Source organism: Glycomyces buryatensis (assembly GCF_004912275.1).
Lineage (GTDB): Bacteria > Actinomycetota > Actinomycetes > Mycobacteriales > Micromonosporaceae > Glycomyces > Glycomyces buryatensis.
Genome location: NZ_STGY01000067.1, coordinates 297,816 through 318,133 on the forward strand (window position 1 = coordinate 297,816; position 20,318 = coordinate 318,133).

17 protein-coding genes are annotated in these 20,318 nt (G+C 67.3%); 4 read left to right on the forward strand and 13 right to left on the reverse strand.

What is annotated here, in order from left to right:
* Nucleotides 1-4: 4 nt before the first annotated feature.
* From gatA to FAB82_RS19640, 7 genes are all read right to left on the reverse strand, one after another.
* Nucleotides 5-1,507, reverse strand: a complete 1,503-nt coding sequence (gatA, locus tag FAB82_RS19610; RefSeq protein WP_136536223.1) for an Asp-tRNA(Asn)/Glu-tRNA(Gln) amidotransferase subunit GatA — start codon at nucleotides 1,505-1,507, stop codon at nucleotides 5-7.
* A gap of 2 nt (nucleotides 1,508-1,509) precedes the next feature.
* Nucleotides 1,510-1,809 (reverse strand): Asp-tRNA(Asn)/Glu-tRNA(Gln) amidotransferase subunit GatC, encoded by a 300-nt coding sequence (gatC, locus tag FAB82_RS19615; RefSeq protein WP_136536224.1) that lies wholly within the window; start codon nucleotides 1,807-1,809, stop codon nucleotides 1,510-1,512.
* A 138-nt stretch (nucleotides 1,810-1,947) separates the two neighbouring features.
* A complete protein-coding gene (locus tag FAB82_RS19620) occupies nucleotides 1,948-2,811 on the reverse strand; it encodes a class I SAM-dependent methyltransferase (RefSeq protein ID WP_136536225.1) in 864 nt (287 codons plus the stop codon).
* A 568-nt stretch (nucleotides 2,812-3,379) separates the two neighbouring features.
* Nucleotides 3,380-5,173 (reverse strand): ABC transporter ATP-binding protein, encoded by a 1,794-nt coding sequence (locus FAB82_RS19625; RefSeq protein WP_136536226.1) that lies wholly within the window; start codon nucleotides 5,171-5,173, stop codon nucleotides 3,380-3,382.
* A 3-nt stretch (nucleotides 5,174-5,176) separates the two neighbouring features.
* A complete protein-coding gene (locus tag FAB82_RS19630) occupies nucleotides 5,177-6,910 on the reverse strand; it encodes an ABC transporter ATP-binding protein (RefSeq protein ID WP_136536227.1) in 1,734 nt (577 codons plus the stop codon).
* A 93-nt stretch (nucleotides 6,911-7,003) separates the two neighbouring features.
* Entirely contained in the window at nucleotides 7,004-7,240 is a 237-nt protein-coding gene (locus FAB82_RS19635; RefSeq protein WP_136536228.1) for a hypothetical protein, read from the reverse strand.
* Nucleotides 7,237-7,545 (reverse strand): hypothetical protein, encoded by a 309-nt coding sequence (locus tag FAB82_RS19640; RefSeq protein WP_136536229.1) that lies wholly within the window; start codon nucleotides 7,543-7,545, stop codon nucleotides 7,237-7,239. The genes FAB82_RS19635 and FAB82_RS19640 overlap by 4 nt, the downstream gene beginning before the upstream one ends.
* A 195-nt stretch (nucleotides 7,546-7,740) precedes the next feature.
* Here FAB82_RS19640 and FAB82_RS19645 point away from each other — a divergent pair, with 195 nt between their 5' ends.
* The 4 genes from FAB82_RS19645 (at nucleotide 7,741) to FAB82_RS19660 (ending at nucleotide 11,016) form a co-directional block, all read left to right on the forward strand.
* A complete protein-coding gene (locus FAB82_RS19645) occupies nucleotides 7,741-8,568 on the forward strand; it encodes a helix-turn-helix domain-containing protein (protein ID WP_246039737.1) in 828 nt (275 codons plus the stop codon).
* Nucleotides 8,565-8,744, forward strand: coding sequence for a DUF397 domain-containing protein (locus FAB82_RS19650; RefSeq protein WP_136536231.1), 180 nt, complete (start codon nucleotides 8,565-8,567; stop codon nucleotides 8,742-8,744). The genes FAB82_RS19645 and FAB82_RS19650 overlap by 4 nt, the downstream gene beginning before the upstream one ends.
* Nucleotides 8,745-8,783: 39 nt before the next feature.
* Nucleotides 8,784-8,999 (forward strand): hypothetical protein, encoded by a 216-nt coding sequence (locus FAB82_RS19655; protein ID WP_136536232.1) that lies wholly within the window; start codon nucleotides 8,784-8,786, stop codon nucleotides 8,997-8,999.
* Nucleotides 9,000-9,348: 349 nt separating this feature from the next.
* Nucleotides 9,349-11,016, forward strand: a complete 1,668-nt coding sequence (locus tag FAB82_RS19660; protein ID WP_136536233.1) for an HNH endonuclease signature motif containing protein — start codon at nucleotides 9,349-9,351, stop codon at nucleotides 11,014-11,016.
* Nucleotides 11,017-11,622: 606 nt separating this feature from the next.
* Here the strand turns inward: FAB82_RS19660 and FAB82_RS19665 are convergent.
* From FAB82_RS19665 to FAB82_RS19690, 6 genes are all read right to left on the reverse strand, one after another.
* Complete coding sequence (locus FAB82_RS19665) at nucleotides 11,623-12,903, reverse strand: MFS transporter (protein WP_136536234.1); 1,281 nt, start codon at nucleotides 12,901-12,903, stop codon at nucleotides 11,623-11,625.
* 42 nt (nucleotides 12,904-12,945) lie between these two features.
* The gene (locus FAB82_RS19670; RefSeq protein ID WP_168801679.1) at nucleotides 12,946-13,437 is read right to left on the reverse strand and encodes a flavin reductase family protein; all 492 of its coding nucleotides are present in this window, start codon (nucleotides 13,435-13,437) and stop codon (nucleotides 12,946-12,948) included.
* Nucleotides 13,438-13,458: 21 nt separating this feature from the next.
* On the reverse strand, nucleotides 13,459-14,895 hold the full coding sequence (locus FAB82_RS19675) for an alpha/beta hydrolase (protein ID WP_136536236.1): 1,437 nt from the start codon (nucleotides 14,893-14,895) through the stop codon (nucleotides 13,459-13,461).
* Entirely contained in the window at nucleotides 14,892-16,064 is a 1,173-nt protein-coding gene (locus tag FAB82_RS19680; RefSeq protein ID WP_136536237.1) for a hypothetical protein, read from the reverse strand. The genes FAB82_RS19675 and FAB82_RS19680 overlap by 4 nt, the downstream gene beginning before the upstream one ends.
* A 731-nt stretch (nucleotides 16,065-16,795) precedes the next feature.
* Nucleotides 16,796-18,541, reverse strand: a complete 1,746-nt coding sequence (locus FAB82_RS19685; protein WP_136536238.1) for an ABC transporter ATP-binding protein — start codon at nucleotides 18,539-18,541, stop codon at nucleotides 16,796-16,798.
* A complete protein-coding gene (locus FAB82_RS19690; RefSeq protein WP_136536239.1) occupies nucleotides 18,538-20,247 on the reverse strand; it encodes an ABC transporter transmembrane domain-containing protein in 1,710 nt (569 codons plus the stop codon). The genes FAB82_RS19685 and FAB82_RS19690 overlap by 4 nt, the downstream gene beginning before the upstream one ends.
* Between the last annotated feature and the right edge of the window lie 71 nt (nucleotides 20,248-20,318).

A 20,318-nucleotide genomic window follows, 5' to 3' on the forward strand; every position in this document is an offset into this window, starting at 1 on the left:
GTCGCTACTTCCCCTCGATCTCGGGCGCGGTGTCGGCCAGCAGGGTGTCCTGCGTGGATTCGAAAGCGGCCGCGACGCGGTAGGTGATGTCGTCGCCCATGACCGGGCCCATGACCTGGAGGCCGACGGGCATGCCCTCGGAGAGTCCGACGGGGACGGAGACGCCCGGGCCGCCGTAGAGGTTGGACGGAATCGTGTACAGGTCGGCGAGGTACATCTGGTACGGGTCGCCGGTGCGCTCGCCGAACTTGAAGGCCACGAACGGGGTCGTGGGGCTGATGATCGCGTCGACGGACTCGAAGGCCTGCTCGAAGTCCTGCTTGATGAGCGTGCGGACCTTCTGGGCCTTGCCGTAGAACGCGTCGACGTAGCCGGCGCTGAGCGCGTAGGTGCCGAGGATGATGCGGCGCTTGACCTCGGGGCCGAAGCCGGCCTCGCGGGTGAGGCTCATGACCTCTTCGAGCGAGTGCTTGCCGTCGTCGCCGGCGCGCAGGCCGTAGCGGACGCCGTCGTAGCGGGCCAGGTTGGAGCTGGCCTCGGACGGGGCGATGAGGTAGTAGGTCGGCAGCGCGTACGCAAAGGACGGGCAGGAGACCTCGACGATCTCGGCACCGAGCTTCACGAGCTGCTCGACGGCGGCCTCGTAGGCGGCGATGACGCCCGGTTCGGCGGCGTCGGAACCTTCCTTGAACTCCTTGACGACGCCGAGCTTGACTCCGGAGAGGTCGCCGGTCGCACCGGCGCGGGCGGCCGCGACGACCGGCGGGACGGGCGCGTCGATGGCGGTGGAGTCCCGCGGGTCGTGCCCGGAGATGGCCTCGTGGAGCAGGGCCGCGTCGAGGGCGTTGCGCGCCACCGGCCCCGGGGTGTCCAAGGACGAGGAGAACGCGATGAGCCCGTAGCGGGAGTTGGACCCGTAGGTGGGTTTGGCGCCGAAGGTGCCGGTGACGGCGCCGGGCTGGCGGATGGAGCCGCCGGTGTCGGTGCCGATCGCGAGCGGGGCCATCTTGGCCGCGACGGCCGCGGCCGAGCCACCGCCGGAGCCGCCGGGGATGCGCCCGGTGTCCCAGGGGTTGAGGGTCTTGCCGTAGGCGGAGTACTCGGTGGAGGACCCCATGGCGAACTCGTCCATGTTGGTCTTGCCGAGGATCGGCATCCTCGCGGTCTTGATGCGCTCGACGATGGTCGCGTCGTAGGGCGGGATCCAGCCTTCGAGGATCTTGGAGGCCGCGGTGGTCGGCATGCCCTTGGTGACCACGACGTCCTTGATCGCGATGGGAACGCCTGCCAACGCGAAGGTCTCCTTGCCGGCCGCGATGTCGGCGTCGACTTCGGCGGCGGTGGCGAGCGCGCCTTCACGGTCGACGTGGAGGAACGCCTTGACGGTGCCGTCGATCGCGTCGATGCGGTCGAGGAATGCGGTGGTGACCTCGACGGAGGTGTAGCGCCCCTCGCGGATGCCGGCGGACAGTTCCGCGGCGGTCTGGTCGATGATGCGGTCGCTCATGTCTAGGCCTCCTCGTCCAGGATGCGCGGGACGCGGAAGCGGTCCTCGAAGGTGTCGGGGCCGCCGGCCAGTGCGGCGTCGCGGGGCAGGGAGGGCTGAGGCTGGTCTTCCCGGAACACGTTCACCAGCGGCACCGCCTGCGAGGTCGGCTGGACGCCGTCCGTGTCGACCTCGGCGAGCGTCTTCATCGATTCGAGGATGACGTCGAGCTGGCCCGCGAAGGCGTCGAGCTCGTCATCGGTGACTTCGAGGCGGGCCAGCCGCGCCAGGTGCGCGACTTCCTCGCGTGAAATCGTACTCACGACAGGTGTTTCCTAACGGTTACTAGCTGCGGGAAGACCTGTCGAGTCTAGGTCGTCACAGGGCGGGGCCGAATCTCGGCCCCGCCCTGTGTGGCCTAAGGGAAAACCCAAGTGGGGTCGCCGAGAATCCGGACACAGCTACACGGCGCGCGGATCCGGGTCCGGCTCGTCGTCCGCGTTGTTGCGGAGCACGAGCGTGCCGTGGTCGTGGGTGAACCATTCGAGCCCGAAGCCGTCGTGCTCGGCGGCCCAGCGCTCTCCGATGTCGCGCTCGTCGGTGCGCCTGGCGTCATCGAGAACCACCATCGCGTCCTCGGTGAGCCGGTCGACGAGCAGCGGCACCGCGGGGTAGCGGGCCTGCGGCCCGACGCTTCCGGGAGGACCGTCGACCAACACCAGGTCGAAGGACTGGTCGGGGATCACCGCGGGGTCGTACCAGAGCTGTGTGCCGCCGCCGACGCTCACCTCGGTGAGCGGCGCGTCGACGACCTCGGCCCACTCGGACAGACCCCGCTCCTCAAGCATCTTCCTGGTGGCCGAGGCGAACCGCGGGTTATGTTCCAGCGCGAACACCCGGCCCTTGCCGACGGCGCGGCAGGCGTACGCGAGGATCACCGTGGTGCTCCCCGAGCCGCATTCGAGGACGGCGCTGCGCCCCCGCTCAACCACTTCGAGGTACAGGAACCTGGCGAGATCGGGCCCGGCCGCCCACCCGTGCATACGGGGCAGCGCCTGTTCCGGGCCGATGTCGCGGTACAGCGCCATGAGGTCCTCGACTTCCGTGTAGACGACCTGGCTCCACTCCCGCATCAGCTTCCGGGTCGACTTGGGCATCGATGCGAGTTCCGCGCGGGTGGCCTCCTGCGCCGCCTGGAAGCGCGCCAATTTCTCGGTGAGCTCGGTGATCGCCGCCCCCCGACGTCGCCGCGCCTGCCACATCGTTCCAAGGCCGAAGGCCACGGCGCCGACCACCAAGCCGCGGTAGGGGATCCTCAAGTTCATTGCCTGCCTCGTGAAGGTTCGATTCAGCGAAACGGAACCGCCGCGATCTGGGGCGACGGCAGGGCCCGACGCTAACAGCCGCAGGTGAACTCCACGGTTCCCTTGGGCACCGGTAAGTCCTGGTCGCGGTGTCTTCGCGGTGAACCGAGGAAGTGGACCAGTCCTCGCCCGCCCGTACTCGGCGCCCTATGGCAAAAGACACAATGAAATTGCCCCAGGGGCATCCGGGCGGCATCTCGACGGGTTCGATTAGGCGCCAAGGGCGCCCACCTGGAGCGCGACAGTCCCTGGCACATTTCGCCCACGACCGGTGGCCCCGTCGAGATATTCACCCGAGCGTGACGACGGGGCCCCTGCTCAAACCTGCTCTGGCCAAAGCAAGTGTGACGTGATACTCTCTCGTTGCTGGTTCGGAACGGGTTTCCTGGTTTCCTTTCTGTTTCCTTGCTAAAAACGAGTCGGTGGGTGTTCCGACTTGTGGTGGTGTTCTCGAACCAGCGTGGGCCCCGGGCGAAAGCTCGGGGCCCAACTTCGTCTTCAGGGCCTAATACCTGGGCCCCTTGGGTTCTCAGGCCTCGGCGGAGGCGAACTCGCCGTGCCAGGCCCGCCACAGACCCGCGTAGTGCCCGTCGAGGGCGATCAACCCGTCATGGCTTCCCAACTCCGCCACCAGTCCTTCCTCCACCACCGCGATGCGGTCCGCGTCGTGGGCGGTGTGGAGCCGGTGGGCGATCGCAATGACCGTGCGCCCCTCCAGGACCGCGCCGAGCGCCCGCTCGGTGTCGCGCGCGGCCCGCGGGTCGAGCATGGCGGTCGCCTCGTCCAGAATCACCACGTCCGGGTCGGCCAAGATAATGCGGGCCAGCGCGATCTGCTGCGCCGAGGCCGCGTCTAGTTCCCTTGCGGTGCCGCCCAGTTCGGTGTCGAGCCCGTCGGGCAGGTCGAACGCCCAGTCGGCGCCGACGGCGGCCAGCGCCCGCTCCAGCTCGGCGTCGTCCGCCTCGGACTTGGCCAGGACCAGGTTGTCGCGCAGCGTCGCCGTGAACACGTGGTGCTCCTGGGTGACCAGGGTGACGCGGCTGCGGCGCTCGGACAAAGGCAGGGCGGCCACATCGACGCCGCCGATGGTGACGGCGCCGTCACGGGGCACGTCGGCGCCGGAGATGAGCCGGGCCAGGGTCGACTTGCCCGCACCCGAGGGACCGACCACGGCCAGGCGCTGGCCGGCCGGCACCTCCAGATCCACACCGTGGAGGACATCGCCGCCGCCGGGATAGGCGTAGCGGACGCCGTGCAGCGCAACCGCACCGTCCTCGGGACGGCGATCGGTCGCGCCCTCGTCGACGTCCTGGATGCCCGAGACGCCCTCGACCCGGGCCAGGGCCGCGAAGCCGCGCTGGACCTTCTCGATCCACATGAGGATGTGGTCGAGCGGGAACATGATCTGGCGGGTCAGGACCGCGCAGCTGGCGACCATGCCGAGACTGACCGCGCCATCGAAGTAGAAGGCACCGCCGATGAGCAGGACGGCCGCGGTCGGCAGCGCGTAGGTGCCGTCGAGGAACGGGAAGAACACGCTGCGCAGGAACAGGGTGTAGCGGGCGGCGCTCCAGTGCCCGGCGACCGTGTCGTCCCCGGCCCGGTCGCGGACCGGACGCAGCCGGTAGGTCGCGGTGGTGCGGGCGCCGTCGGCCGAGGCCGCCATGGTGTCGCCGATCGTCGACTCCGCCTTGCGCTCATTGAGATACCCGGCGCGGGCCCGCTTGAGGTACCAGCGGGTGCCGATCGTGATGGTCGGGACCGCCACCAGCATGCACAGCGCCAGCAGCGGACTGACCCACACCATCGCCGAGAGATAGACGACGACCTTCAGAACCGAGACGGTGACCTGGGGGACGCCGTCGCGGAACAGACCGCCCGCCTCGGGCACGTCACCGGAGGAGCGGGTCATCAGGTCGCCCGACCCGGCCCGTTCGACCACCGGCATGGGCAGGCGCAGACACTGGTCCACGAACCGCTCGCGCATCGTCGCAGACAGCCGCTCCCCCAGCCGGTGGGCGACGAACGTGCCCGCCCAGGTGAAGACGAGGACGGCGAGGGCGGCCGCACCGATGCCGAGGGCCAGCCGGTCGACGTCCGCGACCGAGCCCCCGGCGCCGAGGGCGTCGATGATCTCGCCCAGCAGCAGCGGAGCGACGGCCGAGGCGACCGCGGCGATCAGGTGCAGGCCGATCGCCAGCGCGACCCGCCGCTTCTCCGAGAGCAGCAGCCGCACAAAGGCGTGCCGGACCTCGGCCCGCTCGGCGATGGGCAGCAGGTTCCCACTGGAGGCCTTGGGGGCGTTCACGGTCTGGATGCTCATCTACTAGTCCTCCCGGGTGACCAGGGCGCGGTACTCGGCATGGCCGGCGGTCAGTTCGAGGTGGGAGCCGACCGCCGCCACCTTGCCCTCGCGCACGAAGACGACCCGGTCGGCGCGGCCGAGCCACAACGGCGAGGTGGTGGCGATGGCCGTGGCCCGGCCCCGGCGGGCGGCGGTGAGGCCGTCGACGATGCGGGACTCGGTGTGGGAGTCGACCGCGGAGGTCGGCTCGTGGAGCAGCAGCACCTCGGGGTCGGCGGCGATCGCGCGGGCCAGGCGCAGGCGCTGGCGCTGGCCACCGGAGAGGGTGCGGACCTGGTTGTCCACTTCGGTATCGAGCCCGTCGGGCAGCGAGTCGACCACGTCGTTCGCGGAGGCGGCGTCGACGGCGGCCTGGACGCGGCCTGCGCCGTCGCGGGCGGCGACGACCTCGGCGAGGGTCCCGGCGAACAGGTAGGCGTCGTGTTCGGCGACCAGGACGCGACGGCGTACTTCGTCGCGATCCATCTGGGCGAGTTCGACCTCGCCGAAGCGCGCACCGGAGTCGGCATAGCCGCCGAGGCGGTCGAAGACGTCGGCGATGCCGTCGGAGTCGGAGGAGGCGACGGCGACGAGTTCGGAGCCGGCGACGGTCAGGCCCGATTCGGGGTCGTGGAGTTCGGCGCCGGCCTGGGGGCCAGCGACGGGGTTCTCGGCCTCCGGGCGGGCGGGAACGGCCAGCAGCGCGCACACCTTGCCGCAGGCGACGCGGCCCTCGATGACGCGGTAGGAGACGCCGATGAGCCAGTTGACGGGCATCATGAGCGCGCTGGTGTAGCCGAAGGCGGCGACCATCTGGCCGGCGCTGATGTCACCGGTGGCGACGAGCCGGGCCGACACCCACACCACGACGCCCAGCAGGATCGCCGGGGTGCCCTCGCCGAGGGCGCCCAGCCAGGCGATGGGGGTGGCGACCTTGTAGCCGGCCTTGCGCAGCTGCTGCGAGTCGCGCCGGTAGGTGGCGCTGAAGCGGGCCTCGCCGCCGATGCCGCGCAGTACTCGCAGCCCGGAGACGATGTCGGAGGCGCGGTCGGTGATGTCGCCGATGCGATCCCGGTAGGCCTCTTGGCGCCGTTGCAGTCTGGAGAGGACGGGGCCGGTGATGAGGCCGACGGCGAAGACCCCGATGAAGATCGTCAGGCCGAGGGCGACGGAGGTGTTGAACAGCAGGATGCCGACGGCGAGGAGCCCGACGACGCAGCCGATCATCGGCGAGAGCGAGTCCACGGCCTGGGAGATGCGCTGCATGTCGCTGACGCCGACGGCGACGACCTCGCCGGTGGTGGCGCGGCGGTGCAGTTCGTCGCCGAGTCGGTTGACATGGCGGGTGACCAGTTGCAGCGCCCGGTAGGACGAGTCGGCTCGCCACCAGACGGTGAGGCGGTGGGACCACACGATCATGACGGCCGAGGCGAACCCGGCCGCGACCAATCCGAGCGACCACAGCGTCAGGGCGCCCCAGTCCCGTTCGGCCAGACCGTAGTCGACCGCGCCCGTCAGGAAATACGGCAGCACCGGCAGCAGCCCGAGGGCGATCGCCGAAGTGAACAGCGCGGCGACCATCAGCCCCTTGCGGCGACTGGCCAGCCAGAGGAAGAAATGCCAAGGGCTGCTCGGGGGTTCGCTCGACCGACCGGTGGCCCCGTCGGACACCAGGGGATCATCGAGCGGCAGTTCGGGAGCGCGGAGGAACCTCACTTGCCGAGCGTAAAGTGCGGGTCCGACAACCGGCAATCCATTAACACCGGCGCCAGGGAGACAGAGGCGGGCATCACGTTCGGCGCCTCGGTCTTACGAGGAGTCAGAGCGGCGTTTGAGGAACTCGGCGAGCGCGGTGTCGAGGCCGATCGGATCGACGGCGAGTCGGTTCGCGACGGCGATCCCGGAGGGCCTGCGGACGGCGACGGTGAGTCTCGGGTTTGGTCGGGTGCGCAGGAGCCAGAAGACTTCGAATCCGAGTTGTGCGTTGCGCAGCGACTCGACCTCGATGGTCATATCGGCGAAGACGAAGCTGCCGAGGGTGTTCATTGGCACTCCCCGAGGTAGAGGAACGCGGCGTGTGCGCGCTGGGCATTGAGCCAGTCGCGGGGCCAGTCGGTGATGTCGCCTCGCCAAGTGACGCATAGCTGGTCGCCGGAGATCAGGACATCCCCGGCGATCTCGGCGGGGCCATCGATGATGGAGAGGATGATGCCGTCGCCGACCGCCGGGTCTACCCACAGCTCGAATTTGACGCGCTCGGGCGTCTCCCACTCGGCCGCGAGGTCCATGCGCGGTGGGATCAATTCGCCTTGGTCGGCGGCGAGATCCGCAAGTATTCTGGTCAGTGCCATCGGAGGTCCAATCTCTGATGAGACGGGCCGCCGGGAGATGTCCAGTCGAACCGGCGGGCCGTCAGTCTTTGCGGGACTCTTCGACCGTAAGCTGCGCAACGCCGCAGGTGGAAGAGGAACCACCTTGGACATTCCGACCTAGCCATGGTGTCCATGGGGGTTGCGACCCTTGGTGTTCGTATGCATACTGCAACGATGAGTGAGCAACCGACTCTCGCCCGCAGGGCCCTCGGCCTTCGACTCCAACGACTTCGGGACGGCACCCGAGAATCACCGGCAGCGGTAGGTGACTCCATCGGTATGAGCCGCAAGACCATCGACCGCATCGAGAAGGGCGTCCAAGGAACCAAGCGACCGGTGATCGAATCGCTGTGCCGCCATTACGATGTGGACGACAAGGAACGCAGCTATCTGCTGGCGCTGTGGGCGCGCAGTGCCGAACGCGGCTGGTGGGAGGCGTATTTCGATGCCAGCAGCGAGGAGGTGATCAGCCCGGACTTCCCGCTGTTCCTCGAATCGGAGCAGATCGCCACCCTCATCAGGATGTTCGAGTCTGAGGTGATTCCCGGGCTGCTGCAAACTCCTGAGTACCTTCTTGCACTGCAAGCGGTGCAACTTCCGGTGCCGCCCGAGGTCGCCGAGAAGATCCGGGCTCTGCGTGTGCACCGGCAGAAGCTCATCTTCGGCCGGAAGGACAACCCGCAGATGGAGTTCCTCATCGGTGCAGGTGCGATGCACTACCTGATGCGGCTCCCCGAACCGGTCCGCGATGGGCAGATCGCACGATTGCGGGAAGTGAACGCCCTGCCGAACGCATCAGTCCGCATCCTCACTGGCCTACACGCGGCCGCCGGGTCTCCGTTCAAACTCCTGACAACTTCACCGGACATGCCGCCGATCGCCTACCTGGAATCAAGGGACGGCTGCCGTTACATCGAGCGCTCGGAAGTAGTCTTCTTCTTCGAGCGGCTCTTCACGAGCGCTCAAGGCAATTCGGAAGCACTGGAGGAGTATCTGGCATGACTACCGAGTGGCGGAAATCGTCTCGCAGCCAGGGTGACCAGCAGTCGGACTGCGTGGAAGCCCGGGTCAGCGAGGGCGCGTTCCAGGTGCGCGACTCGAAGCTCGGCGACAACTCGCCAATCTTCGACCTGCGGGCTTCGGACTTCACGAGCCTGCTCAGCGCCGCCCAGCGGTGACCTGTCGGCCCCACCGGCAGGCACCCTGAATCACGCGACTTGGCATCGCGAATCAACCTAGCGGCTCTCCCGGCACTGCGGGGAGAGCCGCAGTTCGTATCGCGGAAGCAATCGCCCACAAGGCTCGTCACCGCCGCCGCCCCCTCCGCCGCGCACGCCGCAGGTCGCGGCATCGACCAGGACGCGATCGACACCGCGACCGCAGATCGCGCGATGGCCGGCTGGCTCGCGGATCGGGTGGGCTACGGCCGCTGATCAGGTCATCTCTCCGACTAGACGATCCGCTTCCGTAGCGGTTAGAGCGGGCAGCGACGAAGAGGACGGATGCGGGGCGGGCGGAGATGCGACGATCCGGTCGGATTACCTTGCGCCCCAATACAACCGATGTCGGCCTGGGCCGACTGGGACAACCAGACGGACCGGGCCGGACTGGCCGACCGAACTCACCGGACTGGCCGGACCAATCGGGCCGGGCCGACCTACGAATATGACCCACGTCTCTTTGTCGTTAGTGGATCCAGATTTGCCGTAAATGGACACTTGAAACATAGAACAGAAGGACGGAAACCAGAAGCCCGTATGGATCGCGAAGGAGGTGAGCGGGATGGCAACTACGACAGCAACCGCCACCGATCTCGGCTCCTCCTGCCCCGGCACCCCCACGCCCCCTTCCGCTTCTGCACCTTTGGGTTCGGATCGCCGAGCCCGGCACGAGAAGGTCACCGCTGCCCTCGATGATGCGGCCGCGCTGATCAACACGGTTCATGCCACGGCACTGTCTTCAGTGATCGAAGCGCTGAACTGGAAACTGGGCCGGGACTTCGACGGGTTCGCCGGCCCCAAGGCCTGGCTGGTCGCCAAGTTCGACTTCCACAACCGCACTGCCGCGGACATCGCCGCCATTGCCCAGCGCTCACGGAAGTTCGCGGTATTGACCGAGTCCGCACTCTCGCAGACGGCCCGGATCGACCAGGTCGCCTACGCCGTCCGGTCCCTCGACCGCACCCCTGCCATGCGCTTGTATGCCCGAACTCCCTATCGCGAGCCAGTGCCCTCTCCATTCGACCCGGAGATGCTGTGCACGACGCCTGAAACACTGGTAGCCCAGTACTGCGCGCATGCCCCGTATGCCGACCTCCGGGCTCACCTGGCCGAACTCGAAGCCTCTCTGGCAGAGTCCGCCGAACTGTTCGAGGGCCTTGGTGAGCAGTCGCTTCAGCACTTGGACCTGTGGGAGCAGGACAACGGCATGTGGGGCCTCAATGGGCAGCTGTCGGCCGACACCGGTGCCCTCTTCGCCAAGCTGCTGACCACCTCCGTGCCCCCGCCCCGCCAGGACGAGACCGACACCGAAGGGGACCTGCCTCCCCAAGCGAACCGGAATGCCGAGGCCCTGCACCAGATGCTCGCCTCCTATGGCGCATCCGGGGACGCCCCCACCCGGCACGGCCACACTGCCACGCTCAATCTGGTCGTCGATATCGAGACATTGCAGGGCAAGGACACCGGCCGCCTCCCCCTTCTCGAAGGCCGCCCCATCAGTGTCGCCAGGGCCCGCTTGCTTGCGTGCGAGGCAGTGATCATCCCCGGGGTGTTCGACTACGCCACCGGTGAAGCCGTGGAGCTCGGTCGGGCCTTCCGCCTCCCCACCGCTGCCCTGCGCCGCAAGCTGGAACTGGAACAGCAGGGCGGGTGTGCCTGGCACGGCTGCCAGGCCCCGGTCGAATGGACCGAGGCTCACCACCTGATCCACTGGGCGAACGGTGGCGAAACGGTCGCGGAGAACCTGATCCTCCTCTGCCGCTTCCACCACGGCCGCATCCACACTCCTGGTTGGAACGTCACCAAGACCGGCCCCGGCCAGGCGCTCATCGTCCACCACGATCACGATGCAGCCATCACGGCCGACATGGCCGAATACGACACGGACGGGTGCGGGTGCGCCGACCACCGCTCCAGTGAGGACCTCGAAGCGGACTTCAGAGACGGCCTCGAAGACGACTTCCCGACAGGCCTATACCCCGAGGAACAAACCGGGATCGGCAACCGCGACTTGAAAGACACTCTCGACGCCTACGCGATGACACAGGCCAAACAAGCTGTCGATCGAGCCAAAGCGAAACTCCGAGAACGGTTCACCACACCCGCCGAGGTGTTAGGCCGCCCCGACGGGAGACCGTCGGGGGAGCGCACACCACATAGCGCTCAAGCCCGAATCCCCAAGAGGGATCGGGCACCCCAGCATGTCCAGGCCTTGATCCCTCAGTATTGACACCCCGATCCCTCGGGCCCACACAAATCGGCCACCTCCCCCACAGTCCCGCGCCCCGCGTAGCGCGCCACCACGCACCGCCGCGACGCACCGCCGCCACCGCTGCGGCTGCGGCTGCGGCTCCGGCTCCGGCTCCGGCTCCGGCTCCGGCTGCCACGACTCGCGCACCGCTGCACCGCTGCACCCCTGTACCGCCAATCCCCCACCGCCCGCCGAACCCGCCGGAACCGCCGAACCCCGGGACACCGGGACACCGGGACACCGGGACACCGACCCAACACCCCTACAAGACAAGGAAAGACGGGAAGAGAACTGCGACCGGAAAGCCCGAGACGGCCGCGCCGCCCACCCCCTACCTCCTCGTCGGTGCCCGCTCTGACTTCGACTATCAACCCCCGCAAGGCCGACAAGCCGACCGGCCCCACTGCCTACCTCTCGTCGCTGCCCGCTCTGACCGCGCACCGGCCCGATCCGGTCCGGGCAGGTCCACGCAGGTCCACGCGGCTCCGGGCTGTTCCGGGCTGCTCCGGACTGCTCCAGGCAACTCCAGGCAGCTCCGGTGGCTGGACAACCACTCCGATAGGAGGAACGACCCCGAGGCCGCTGTCAGGAGGAAGTGGCCGTCTCGACCTTCTCCTGCGAGAAGTCACGTTGCTTGCGAACTGCGGAGAATACGATCGGCAAGCTGGCGAACAATGACAGCACTGCCGCCGATATCAGCGCTTCCCGTGGCCCCCAACTAGATGCCAACATTGCGCCCAGCAGCGCTCCTGCCGGCGCCATGAGGAAGTTGAGGAATCGGAAGGTCGCCATGACCCGTCCCAGCAGGTCCCCCGGGGTCAGCAGTTGTCTGGCACTGATTTGGACGACATTGTATGAAGCGATGGCCGCTCCGGTCCCCGCGCCTGCCAGTCCGCCGATCGGTATCAAGAGTTCCGGGGTGGCCAGAGGAAAGAGCACGATGGTGGCGGGCAACAGCAGCAGGGAATACAGCAGCACCGGCCCCTGACCCAGGCGATTGGTTATCCGCTTCGAAGCGAATGCACCCGCTATACCGCCCACGGACCCTATTGCCAGGACGATGCCGATGACACCTGGCGACGCACCGAGCGTGCGCGCCATGAACAAGATGTAGACGGCCATGTACGCGGACATCGCCAGGTTGGTCAGCATATTGCTTCCCGCTATCGGCCCCAGGATCTTATGCGTCATGACGAATCGCAACCCGATTCCGATGTCACGCAGCAGATTCGAATCCTGCTTCGCCTCGCGTTCAGGTTGCTCCACCTTCACGCCGAGGAGATACAACCCTGAGAACAGCAGTCCAATGGCGCTCGCAATAACGGTGATGGGAGCCGAGAAGAACGCCATGATCTGCCCGCCGAGCGAGGGCCCCGCGAAGTTGGACGCCTGCACCACCCCCGAGAGGCGGGAGTTCGCCTCCACTACCTTCGAGCGGTCGACCAGCAGCGGCAGAATGCTCTGCCGAGCGGTTTCATACAGCACATTGCTCACTGCGGCGGCGAACGCCACCACCGCCAGGAGGCCGAAGGAGAGCACGCCCGACCACCAGGCGAACGGGATTATGAGGGCGATGATCCCCCCTCCGAGCAATGCGCAAACGAGAACGGCCTTGAGCGGCAGCCGGTCCAGCCAGACGCCGACCGGGAGGCTGATGAGCACGCCCACGCTCGTCATGACCGCGTGCAGCAGGCCCACTTGGAAGTCACTCGCGTCCACCAGGAAGATCGCCACCATGGGGACGATGAACATCCAGAGGCGATACCCGACCGAACTGCTGATGGCAGAAACGAAATAGCGCCGGAACCTGGAATCCCGGAAGAGGCTCGGACTCGTCGGGGCCGGGTCTGGCGGATTCGCTGTCATGGCAAGGTCCAATGCTCTCAGAGGGTCACGTATTCGGCTGCGTCACTCGATGATCGAACTGCCGACGCCGACGAACCGCTTCCCGTACCGAAGCAGCGGTTGCCCCACGCCCACACTAGCGTCGGTAATCAAACCTATGATCAGCTCATAGTCTCCGACAGGGGTGACGGACTCGAACGAGCAGCGGAACCGCGCCAGATAGTCGGCTTCGGTCGCGGAATAGATCGCCTTCAGAGCGCGGTGCATGGACGGAGCGTCGCCTGCGCAGTCGTCGGCTATATCCAGTTGGTCGTCCCGCAGGAGATGGACATCGAACATCTCGGCCAGCTTGATGCTCGCCAGTGTGCTCGAACCCCGCCTGATCGATGCGGCCAGCCGCGGTGGTTCATACGTCGGGCACGAAAGCGTGCTGACAGTCAGTCCGTTGACGACATCGCGATGCGAGCACGAGACGACGGCGACCGATCGCGGCAACTGCGTCAGCGCCGATCGAATGGCATGACCGTTCTCCAGGGTTTCAGTGGTGTCAGTCAAGATTCCGGTCTCTTTCACTGCCTACCTCGCCATCGAAACCTGTGTCGCCGAAAGCCATGAGGCGATTCGCGGGTAAGCCGTCGCCACGGCCCGGTCGGACTTGATCTCATGCCCTTCTTCTGCGAGTTCGACAAAATCGAGCGCCGCGATGTCCTCTGCCGCTTTGCGCTGACTCGCCACCGGCACGCGGACATCGCGTCGGCCGTGAACAACGATCGTGGGGACCCTCCGCAGCTTTGCGGCGTCCGTCTCCGGCAGACGATGCTTCGTTCTGAGCGCGACCACCATCGGATGGCTCGAGGAGTCCAAGGACGAAGCGGTCATGAACCCGGACATCGCGATCAGGCCGTCGATCGGAGCGTCGAGCGACACGGCCCTCGCGCCGACGTATACGCCGTAGCTGATCCCCAACACGACGACCGGGCCACGGGCTTGAAAGTGCCGGGCCAGGGTTGCGACCTCACGCGCGTCGTCACTTCCCAGTTCCTCGCAGAGGTGGTATCGCTCCGCCAGCGAGCTTGAGCAGATATTCGGGACGGCGACACGCCACCCTTGTCTGGCAAGGTAACTGACGAGGGGCTGGTTCGCGGGCCACGAGGTCGAATGAGGACCGCCGTGCAGCATGACGATGGTCCCGACGGCCGGTGTGTCGGGCTCATAGATTCCGACCGGAATGGTGTCCACGGTCTTCGCCGAGTAGGCGTAGCAAGCCGACTCCTGGTACACGGGGTCGTTCGCGTGCCGTGACAGGCTCTCCGCGAGCGCTTCGAATGAGGTGGCGATGACGCCGGTAGCGGCCGTGTACGCATCGTTCCAGACGCCCGCGACGGTCGTTCCGTCACTTGCGATGCTCCCCAGATGCCCGGGGGGCAGGGTGAGTGCGGTGATGACGTCGCCTTGTTCGTCGCGCGCGATGAGCTCCTGGTTCGGCCATCGTTCACGCAGGTACCAGATGCGGTCCCCGTATATCAGGGGACGCCCGGTGAGGCGGTCGCGCCAACGGTGCTCTCCGAGGATCTTCCCGTCGGCCGCGGGAATGAACTCGGAGAGCCCGGGGTAGAGACGCTTCGCGTACACCGCCAGGTGATCGCTGGAATCGCTTCGAATCGTGGTGGGACTGAGCTGGTCGTACGAACTGGCTTGCGTGCGCCATGTCGTTCCGTCGAATGAGCTTCTGTCGACCTCGACCGTGTCGCCCCGCTTGTGGTACACGTCGAGCGTCCCACCGCCGTCCAGCACCAATGCCGACCTCTGCGCGAAATCCGTCAGCGCCTGCCCGGTCTCCGACAGCGTCACCAGACTGTGTCCGCCGGCGATGTCCGAGAGCGCGTATACCGTGCCGTCGAATACCGCGACCGAACGCCATACGCCGCCGGGGCCGCCGATTCGCGCGATATTGAATTCGGGGCCGAGGTCTCGGCCCTCATGCGGATGGCGCGGAGTCGGCGGGACGATCATATCGTCGCCTTCAGCCCGGCGGCGGATCGGTCATCGACGAACGGGTTGCGAGCGTAGAGCTGCTGCACGAACTGAGCCTGGAAGTCCTCTGCGGCGCCTTTCGATTGCAGCAGTTCCCTGGTGGCCAGTTCAACTCCGAGTCCGCCGGTGGCCGTGAATCCGGTGAGGGCCGCGACCGCCGGCTCGATTGCCCCCATGCGCATCGAGTACTCGAACATGTGCTGCCACACATAGGGGTCCTCATTGTCGATCTCGAGCAATTTGCGACCCCATTTGTTCACCCCGTCGAGGTCCCGCCCGCCCGCGGCGGCCTTGAAGTGCACCTCCACGACGATTTTGTGGTTCTCCTCGGCGAGGAGTCGGCCATAACCGTCCTCTCCGGAGGTTCGTGCCATCATCGCTTCCGCATGGGTCATGCATTCGCGCAGCGCCTCTCGCGCCGCACCGATGTTCCGCTTCTTCAGTTCGATGAGCGCTATCAGGCGATACAGCCTGCTGAGTGCGAGCAGCGACGGGAGGTCCGGATCCGCCTGCTCGAGTTCCCGTTGCGGGGTCGCTACGGATGCGACGGCGGCCTCGGCCGCCGCAACGTCATCATAGGTTCGAATCTCCAACGCGCCCAGCTGGATCGCTGCGTTGATCGCGGTGAAGCGAAGGTCCTGGTTCTTGACGATCAGGTCGAACTTCTCGCGGGCCGACGATGACCTCGGGTCGACCCGGATCTCGGCCCGGGCGATCTCGTAGAGCAGATGCATCCCATGCGGTCCCTGTTCGGGTTGCCCATCGATCGACGCGAGCTTCTTGACGATGGGCTGGTGCGTCAGGCAGTTCAAGGCGGCGCACACCTGGGCCTTGCGCAGGGTGCTGAGCCGGGAATACCGGTGGAGGTCGCGCGAGAGTTCCTGGAACGGTTCGCTTCGATCGCCGAAGCCGGGGTTCTCGTTGTCCAGGAGCGAGTGGGTGGAGCTGAGACCGAATGTTCGAAGGAGGTGCGCGCGAAGACCGGAGGGGTAGAGCTGCGAGGACATCGGAACCGCCGCCTCGCCCAGGTGGCCCAGCGCCAGGAGCGGTGCATGGCGAAACGCGAACGGCCCGGTTCTCCTCGCCTCCACATTGATGAGCACTTCCCATATGTCGCGAGTGCGGTTGATGCCTAGCGGACTACTCATAGAAACACTCCGATCAAACGTTGCCGTATTCGTTTCCGATCGCATGCGGGGCGAAGGGCGCCGAAGACGATGCGATACACGCATCGGTCTTCGGCCCCTTTACTTGCTACTCCGAGGCGGCGTTAGTAGATCACTGCCATGGCGAGAACGTTCAGTTCTTCTTCGACTACATCGCTGAAATCGATCTTCTCCATGATGATCATCCTTTCGGTTGATTTGATGGTTCGGACTTTCGCCCGCCAGAGGACACGTTACCCAAGACATGGAACGATTGCAGCCGTCGACAATGCGTTGTCATGTTGTTGACAATTCGTGTTCTGAATGTCCATTCACCATCGACTCCGAATGACGTTCCGAAGCGCTGCAAAATGGTTTCCACGGACTTTGAGAACTCAGTGTTTTCGCAGGTGAGAAGCGAGGTACCAATACCTCTAAGAAGGTTGAAAATTTCCCTGCCCGTGTGGGAATCGCCGACTCAAATGATCTTCAGTGGAGCGACGAATTAATGGTGTGCAATGTGCTTAATGAAGACCGTGATGCCGATGGTAGAACATGGAATAGAGGTGCGCGATCTATTCGATGCAACCCCTGTAAGCCCTGCGAAAATGATTTATACGCCCGTAACCTGTCGGTTCCACATTCGATACTTCGCGATCGCCTCGGCTTGTGACGAGCATGCGGGCGCCACGGAGTCGACACGGGGCCCGCGGCCGGAATGACGAGCTCGTGCGTCAGCCGGCGGTGCCGTGCCAGGTCCTCCAGAGGCGGGCATAGGGGCCGTTCGCCGTGAGGAGTTCGTGGTGGCTTCCGAGCTCGGCGAGCCTGCCGTCCTCGATGACGAGGATGCGGTCGGCGTCGTGGGCGGTGTGGAGGCGGTGTGCAATGCCGATGACGGTGCGGCCCTTCAGAACCGCCGCCAATGCCCGTTCGGTGTCGCGGGCGGCCCTGGGGTCGAGCATCGCCGTCGCCTCGTCGAGGATCACGACATCGGGGTCGGCCAGGATGAGCCTCGCCAGCGCGATCTGCTGCGCGGCCGCGGGATCGAGTTCCTTTGCGGTGCCGCCGAGTTCGGTGTCCAGTCCCGCGGGGAGGTCACCCGCCCACAGCGCGCCGACGGTCGCCAGGGCCTGCTGCAGCTCCGCGTCCTCGGCTTCGGGTTTCGCGAGCGTGAGGTTGTCGCGCAGGGTCGCGGTGAAGACGTGGTGTTCTTGGGTCACGAGCGTGACGTGACCTCGGCGTTCGTCCAACGGGAGGGCCGAAACGTCCACTCCCCCGATGACCACCCGGCCCTCGCGCGGGCTGTCGATGCCGGAGACGAGACGGGCGATCGTGGACTTGCCGGCGCCGCTGGGGCCGACCACCGCCAAGCGTTCGCCCGCGGGGATGAGCAGGTCGATGCCGTGCAGGACATCCGGTCCGGTGGAGTAGGCGAAGGTGACGCCGCGCAGTTCGACCGTGCCGTCGGTGGGTGATGCGGTCGCGGTGGCCTCGTCCTCGGTGGCGACGGCCGCAACGCCTTCGACCCTGGCGAAGGAGGCGAAGCCGCGCTGTAGCCATTCGACCATCATGAGCAGGAAGTTCAGCGGGGTCATCACCTGGCGGGAGAGCACGGCGCAGGCGGCGACCTCGCCCAGACTCACCATGCCGTTGAAGTACATCGCGCCGCCGATCACCAGCACCGCCGAGGCCGGGAGCACATAGGAGCTTTCCAGCGTCAGGAAGTACATGCTGCGCAGGTACAACGTGTACTTGTTCGCCGTCCAGTGGGCGGCGATCGTCGTGTCGCCGATCCGGACGCGCTCCGCTTCGAGCCGGTGGAGTTCGGCGGTCCGCGCACCGTCGGCGGTCGCCGCCAGCGCTTCACCGGACCGCGACTCGGCCCGGGCCTGCGTCAGGTATCCCGCGCGGGCGCGCTTCAAGTACCAGCGCGCACCCACCGCGATGAGCGGTACCGCGAGCAGCATGCAGGCCGCGAGCAGGGCGTTGACCCAGACCATCGCGCCGACGTAGACGAGCGCGGTCAGGATCGCCACGGCCGCTCTCGGGAGTGCGTCGCGAATGAGGTTGCCCGTCTGCGGGACGTCGACCGAGGTGCGGGTCATGAGGTCGCCGGATCCGGCCTGCTCGGCGGTGTGCAGCGGCAGTTGCAGGACCCGTTCGACGAAGCGTTCGCGCAGGTGGGCGGAGAGGCGTTCGCCGACGCGGTTGGCGGTGTAGCTCGCGGCCCAGGTGAGGGCGACGGCGAGTGCGATGGCCGCGGCCATGGCGAGGGCGAGCATGTCGATGTCGGCGATGCTCTGGCCGGCCGAGAGGGAGTCGATCATGCGGCCCATGAGCAGCGGCGCGGCGGTGGCGGCGCTCGCGGCGGCCACGCGCAGGGCGATGGCGACGGCGACGCGGGTCCGTTCGGTCAGGAGCAGCGCGACGAAGGCGCGGCGGACGCGCTCGGGTTCGGCGACGGGGAGTTCGGTGGTCATGTCAGTTCCCGGTTGACCAGGGCCCGGTAGTCGGGCCGGGAGGCGGTGAGTTCGGCGTGGGTTCCGGTGGCGACGAGCTTGCCGTCCTGGACGAACGCCACGGTGTCGGCTCGGCCCAGCCACAGCGGGGAGGCGCTGGCGATCGCGGTCGTTCGGCCTTGCCGGAAGTCGGTGAGGCGTTCGACGATGCGGGCTTCGGTGTGGGAGTCGACGGCGGAGGTCGGTTCGCGCAGGAGGAGGACTTCGGAGTCGGCGGCGAGGTTGCGGGCGAGTCGGAGGCGCTGGCGCTGGCCGCCGGAGAGGGTGCGGGCCTGGTTGTCGAGTTCCGTGCGCAGGCCGTCGGGCAGCGAGTCGACCACGTCGTTCGCGGAGGCGGCATCGACGGCGGCGGCCGTGGTGATGGCGGTTCCGGCCCGCCGGCCGACGAGGATGGTGTGCAGGGCGCCGGCGAAGAGGTAGGCGTCGTGGTCGCCTACGAGGATTCTCCGGCGCAGTTCACCCGCGTCCATGCGTGCGACGGGGACGTGGCCGAAGTGGGCTTCGGAGGGTTCGAGGCCGGCGAGCCTGTCGAAGATCGCGGCGACGGCGTCCGTGTCGCTCGCGGCGATGACGGTCAGTCCCCGGGCCAGGGTGAGGCCGGATTGGGGGTCGTCGAGGGTGGCGCCGGTTTCGGGTCCCTGCAATGGGTCTCGAGGGGATTCGCGTTCGGGCAGGACGAGGAGTTCGCAGACTTTGGCGCACGCGACGCTGCCTTGGATGAGGGTCATCGCGGTGCCCATGAGCCAGCGCACGGGCATGAGCAGCGCGGCGGTGTAGCCGAAGGCGGCCACCATCTGGCCCACGGTGATCGCGTCGGCGGCGACGAGCCGGGCCGACATCCACACCACGGCGCCGAGCAGGATCGCCGGGGCGCCTTCGGAGACCGCGTCGATCCACGCGCCGGGGGCGGCGAGTCCGAAGCCGGATCGTTTGAGGCGCTGGGAATCGCGGCGGTAGGCGCCGTTGAAGCGGTCTTCGCCGCCGACGCCGCGCAGGACGCGGAGGCCGGCGACGATGTCGGCGGCGCGTTCGGTGACGGCGCCGATGTCCTTCCGGTAGGACCCGTACCGGGACTGGAGGCGTCGCAGCATGGGGCCGGTGATCGCGGCGACGGCGATGACGCCGGTGAAGACCGTGAGGCCCAGGACGGCGGACATGTTGAACAGCAGGACGGCTACTGCGATGATCCCGGAGACGCAGCCGATCGTCGGGGCGAGCGACTCGGTGGCGCGGCCGATCGAGACGACGTCGGTGACGCCGACGCTGACCACCGAGCCGGTGGTCGTGTGCGTGCGGAACCGCGAACCGAGTCGTGCGGTCTTGCGGGTCGCCAGTTGGAGGACGCGGTACTGGGCGTCGTGGCGCCACCACACGGTGAGGCGGTGGTGGAGCACGATGCTTACGGCCGCAACCGAACCGGCGAGGGCCAGGGCTCCGGCCCAGGCGGCGAGGGCGCCCCAGTCGCGGCCGCGGATGCCGTCGTCGACGGCGCCGGTGAGGAAGATCGGCATGACCGGGACGAGTCCGAGGGAGAAGACCGCGGAGATGAGGACGGCTGCGGCGAGGGACTTTCGGCGGGTGGCGAGCCAGCCGAAGAGCCGCCAGGGCGTGGTCGGAGGGGTGCCGGGGTCGGCGACGGGGAGGTCGGGGGCGCGGAGGAGTGCCACGTGGTCACCGTACGGGCGTCGAGCCCGATCGGCAAACGGTTAACTGCTCCGATTTCGACGATCCGCGGCGC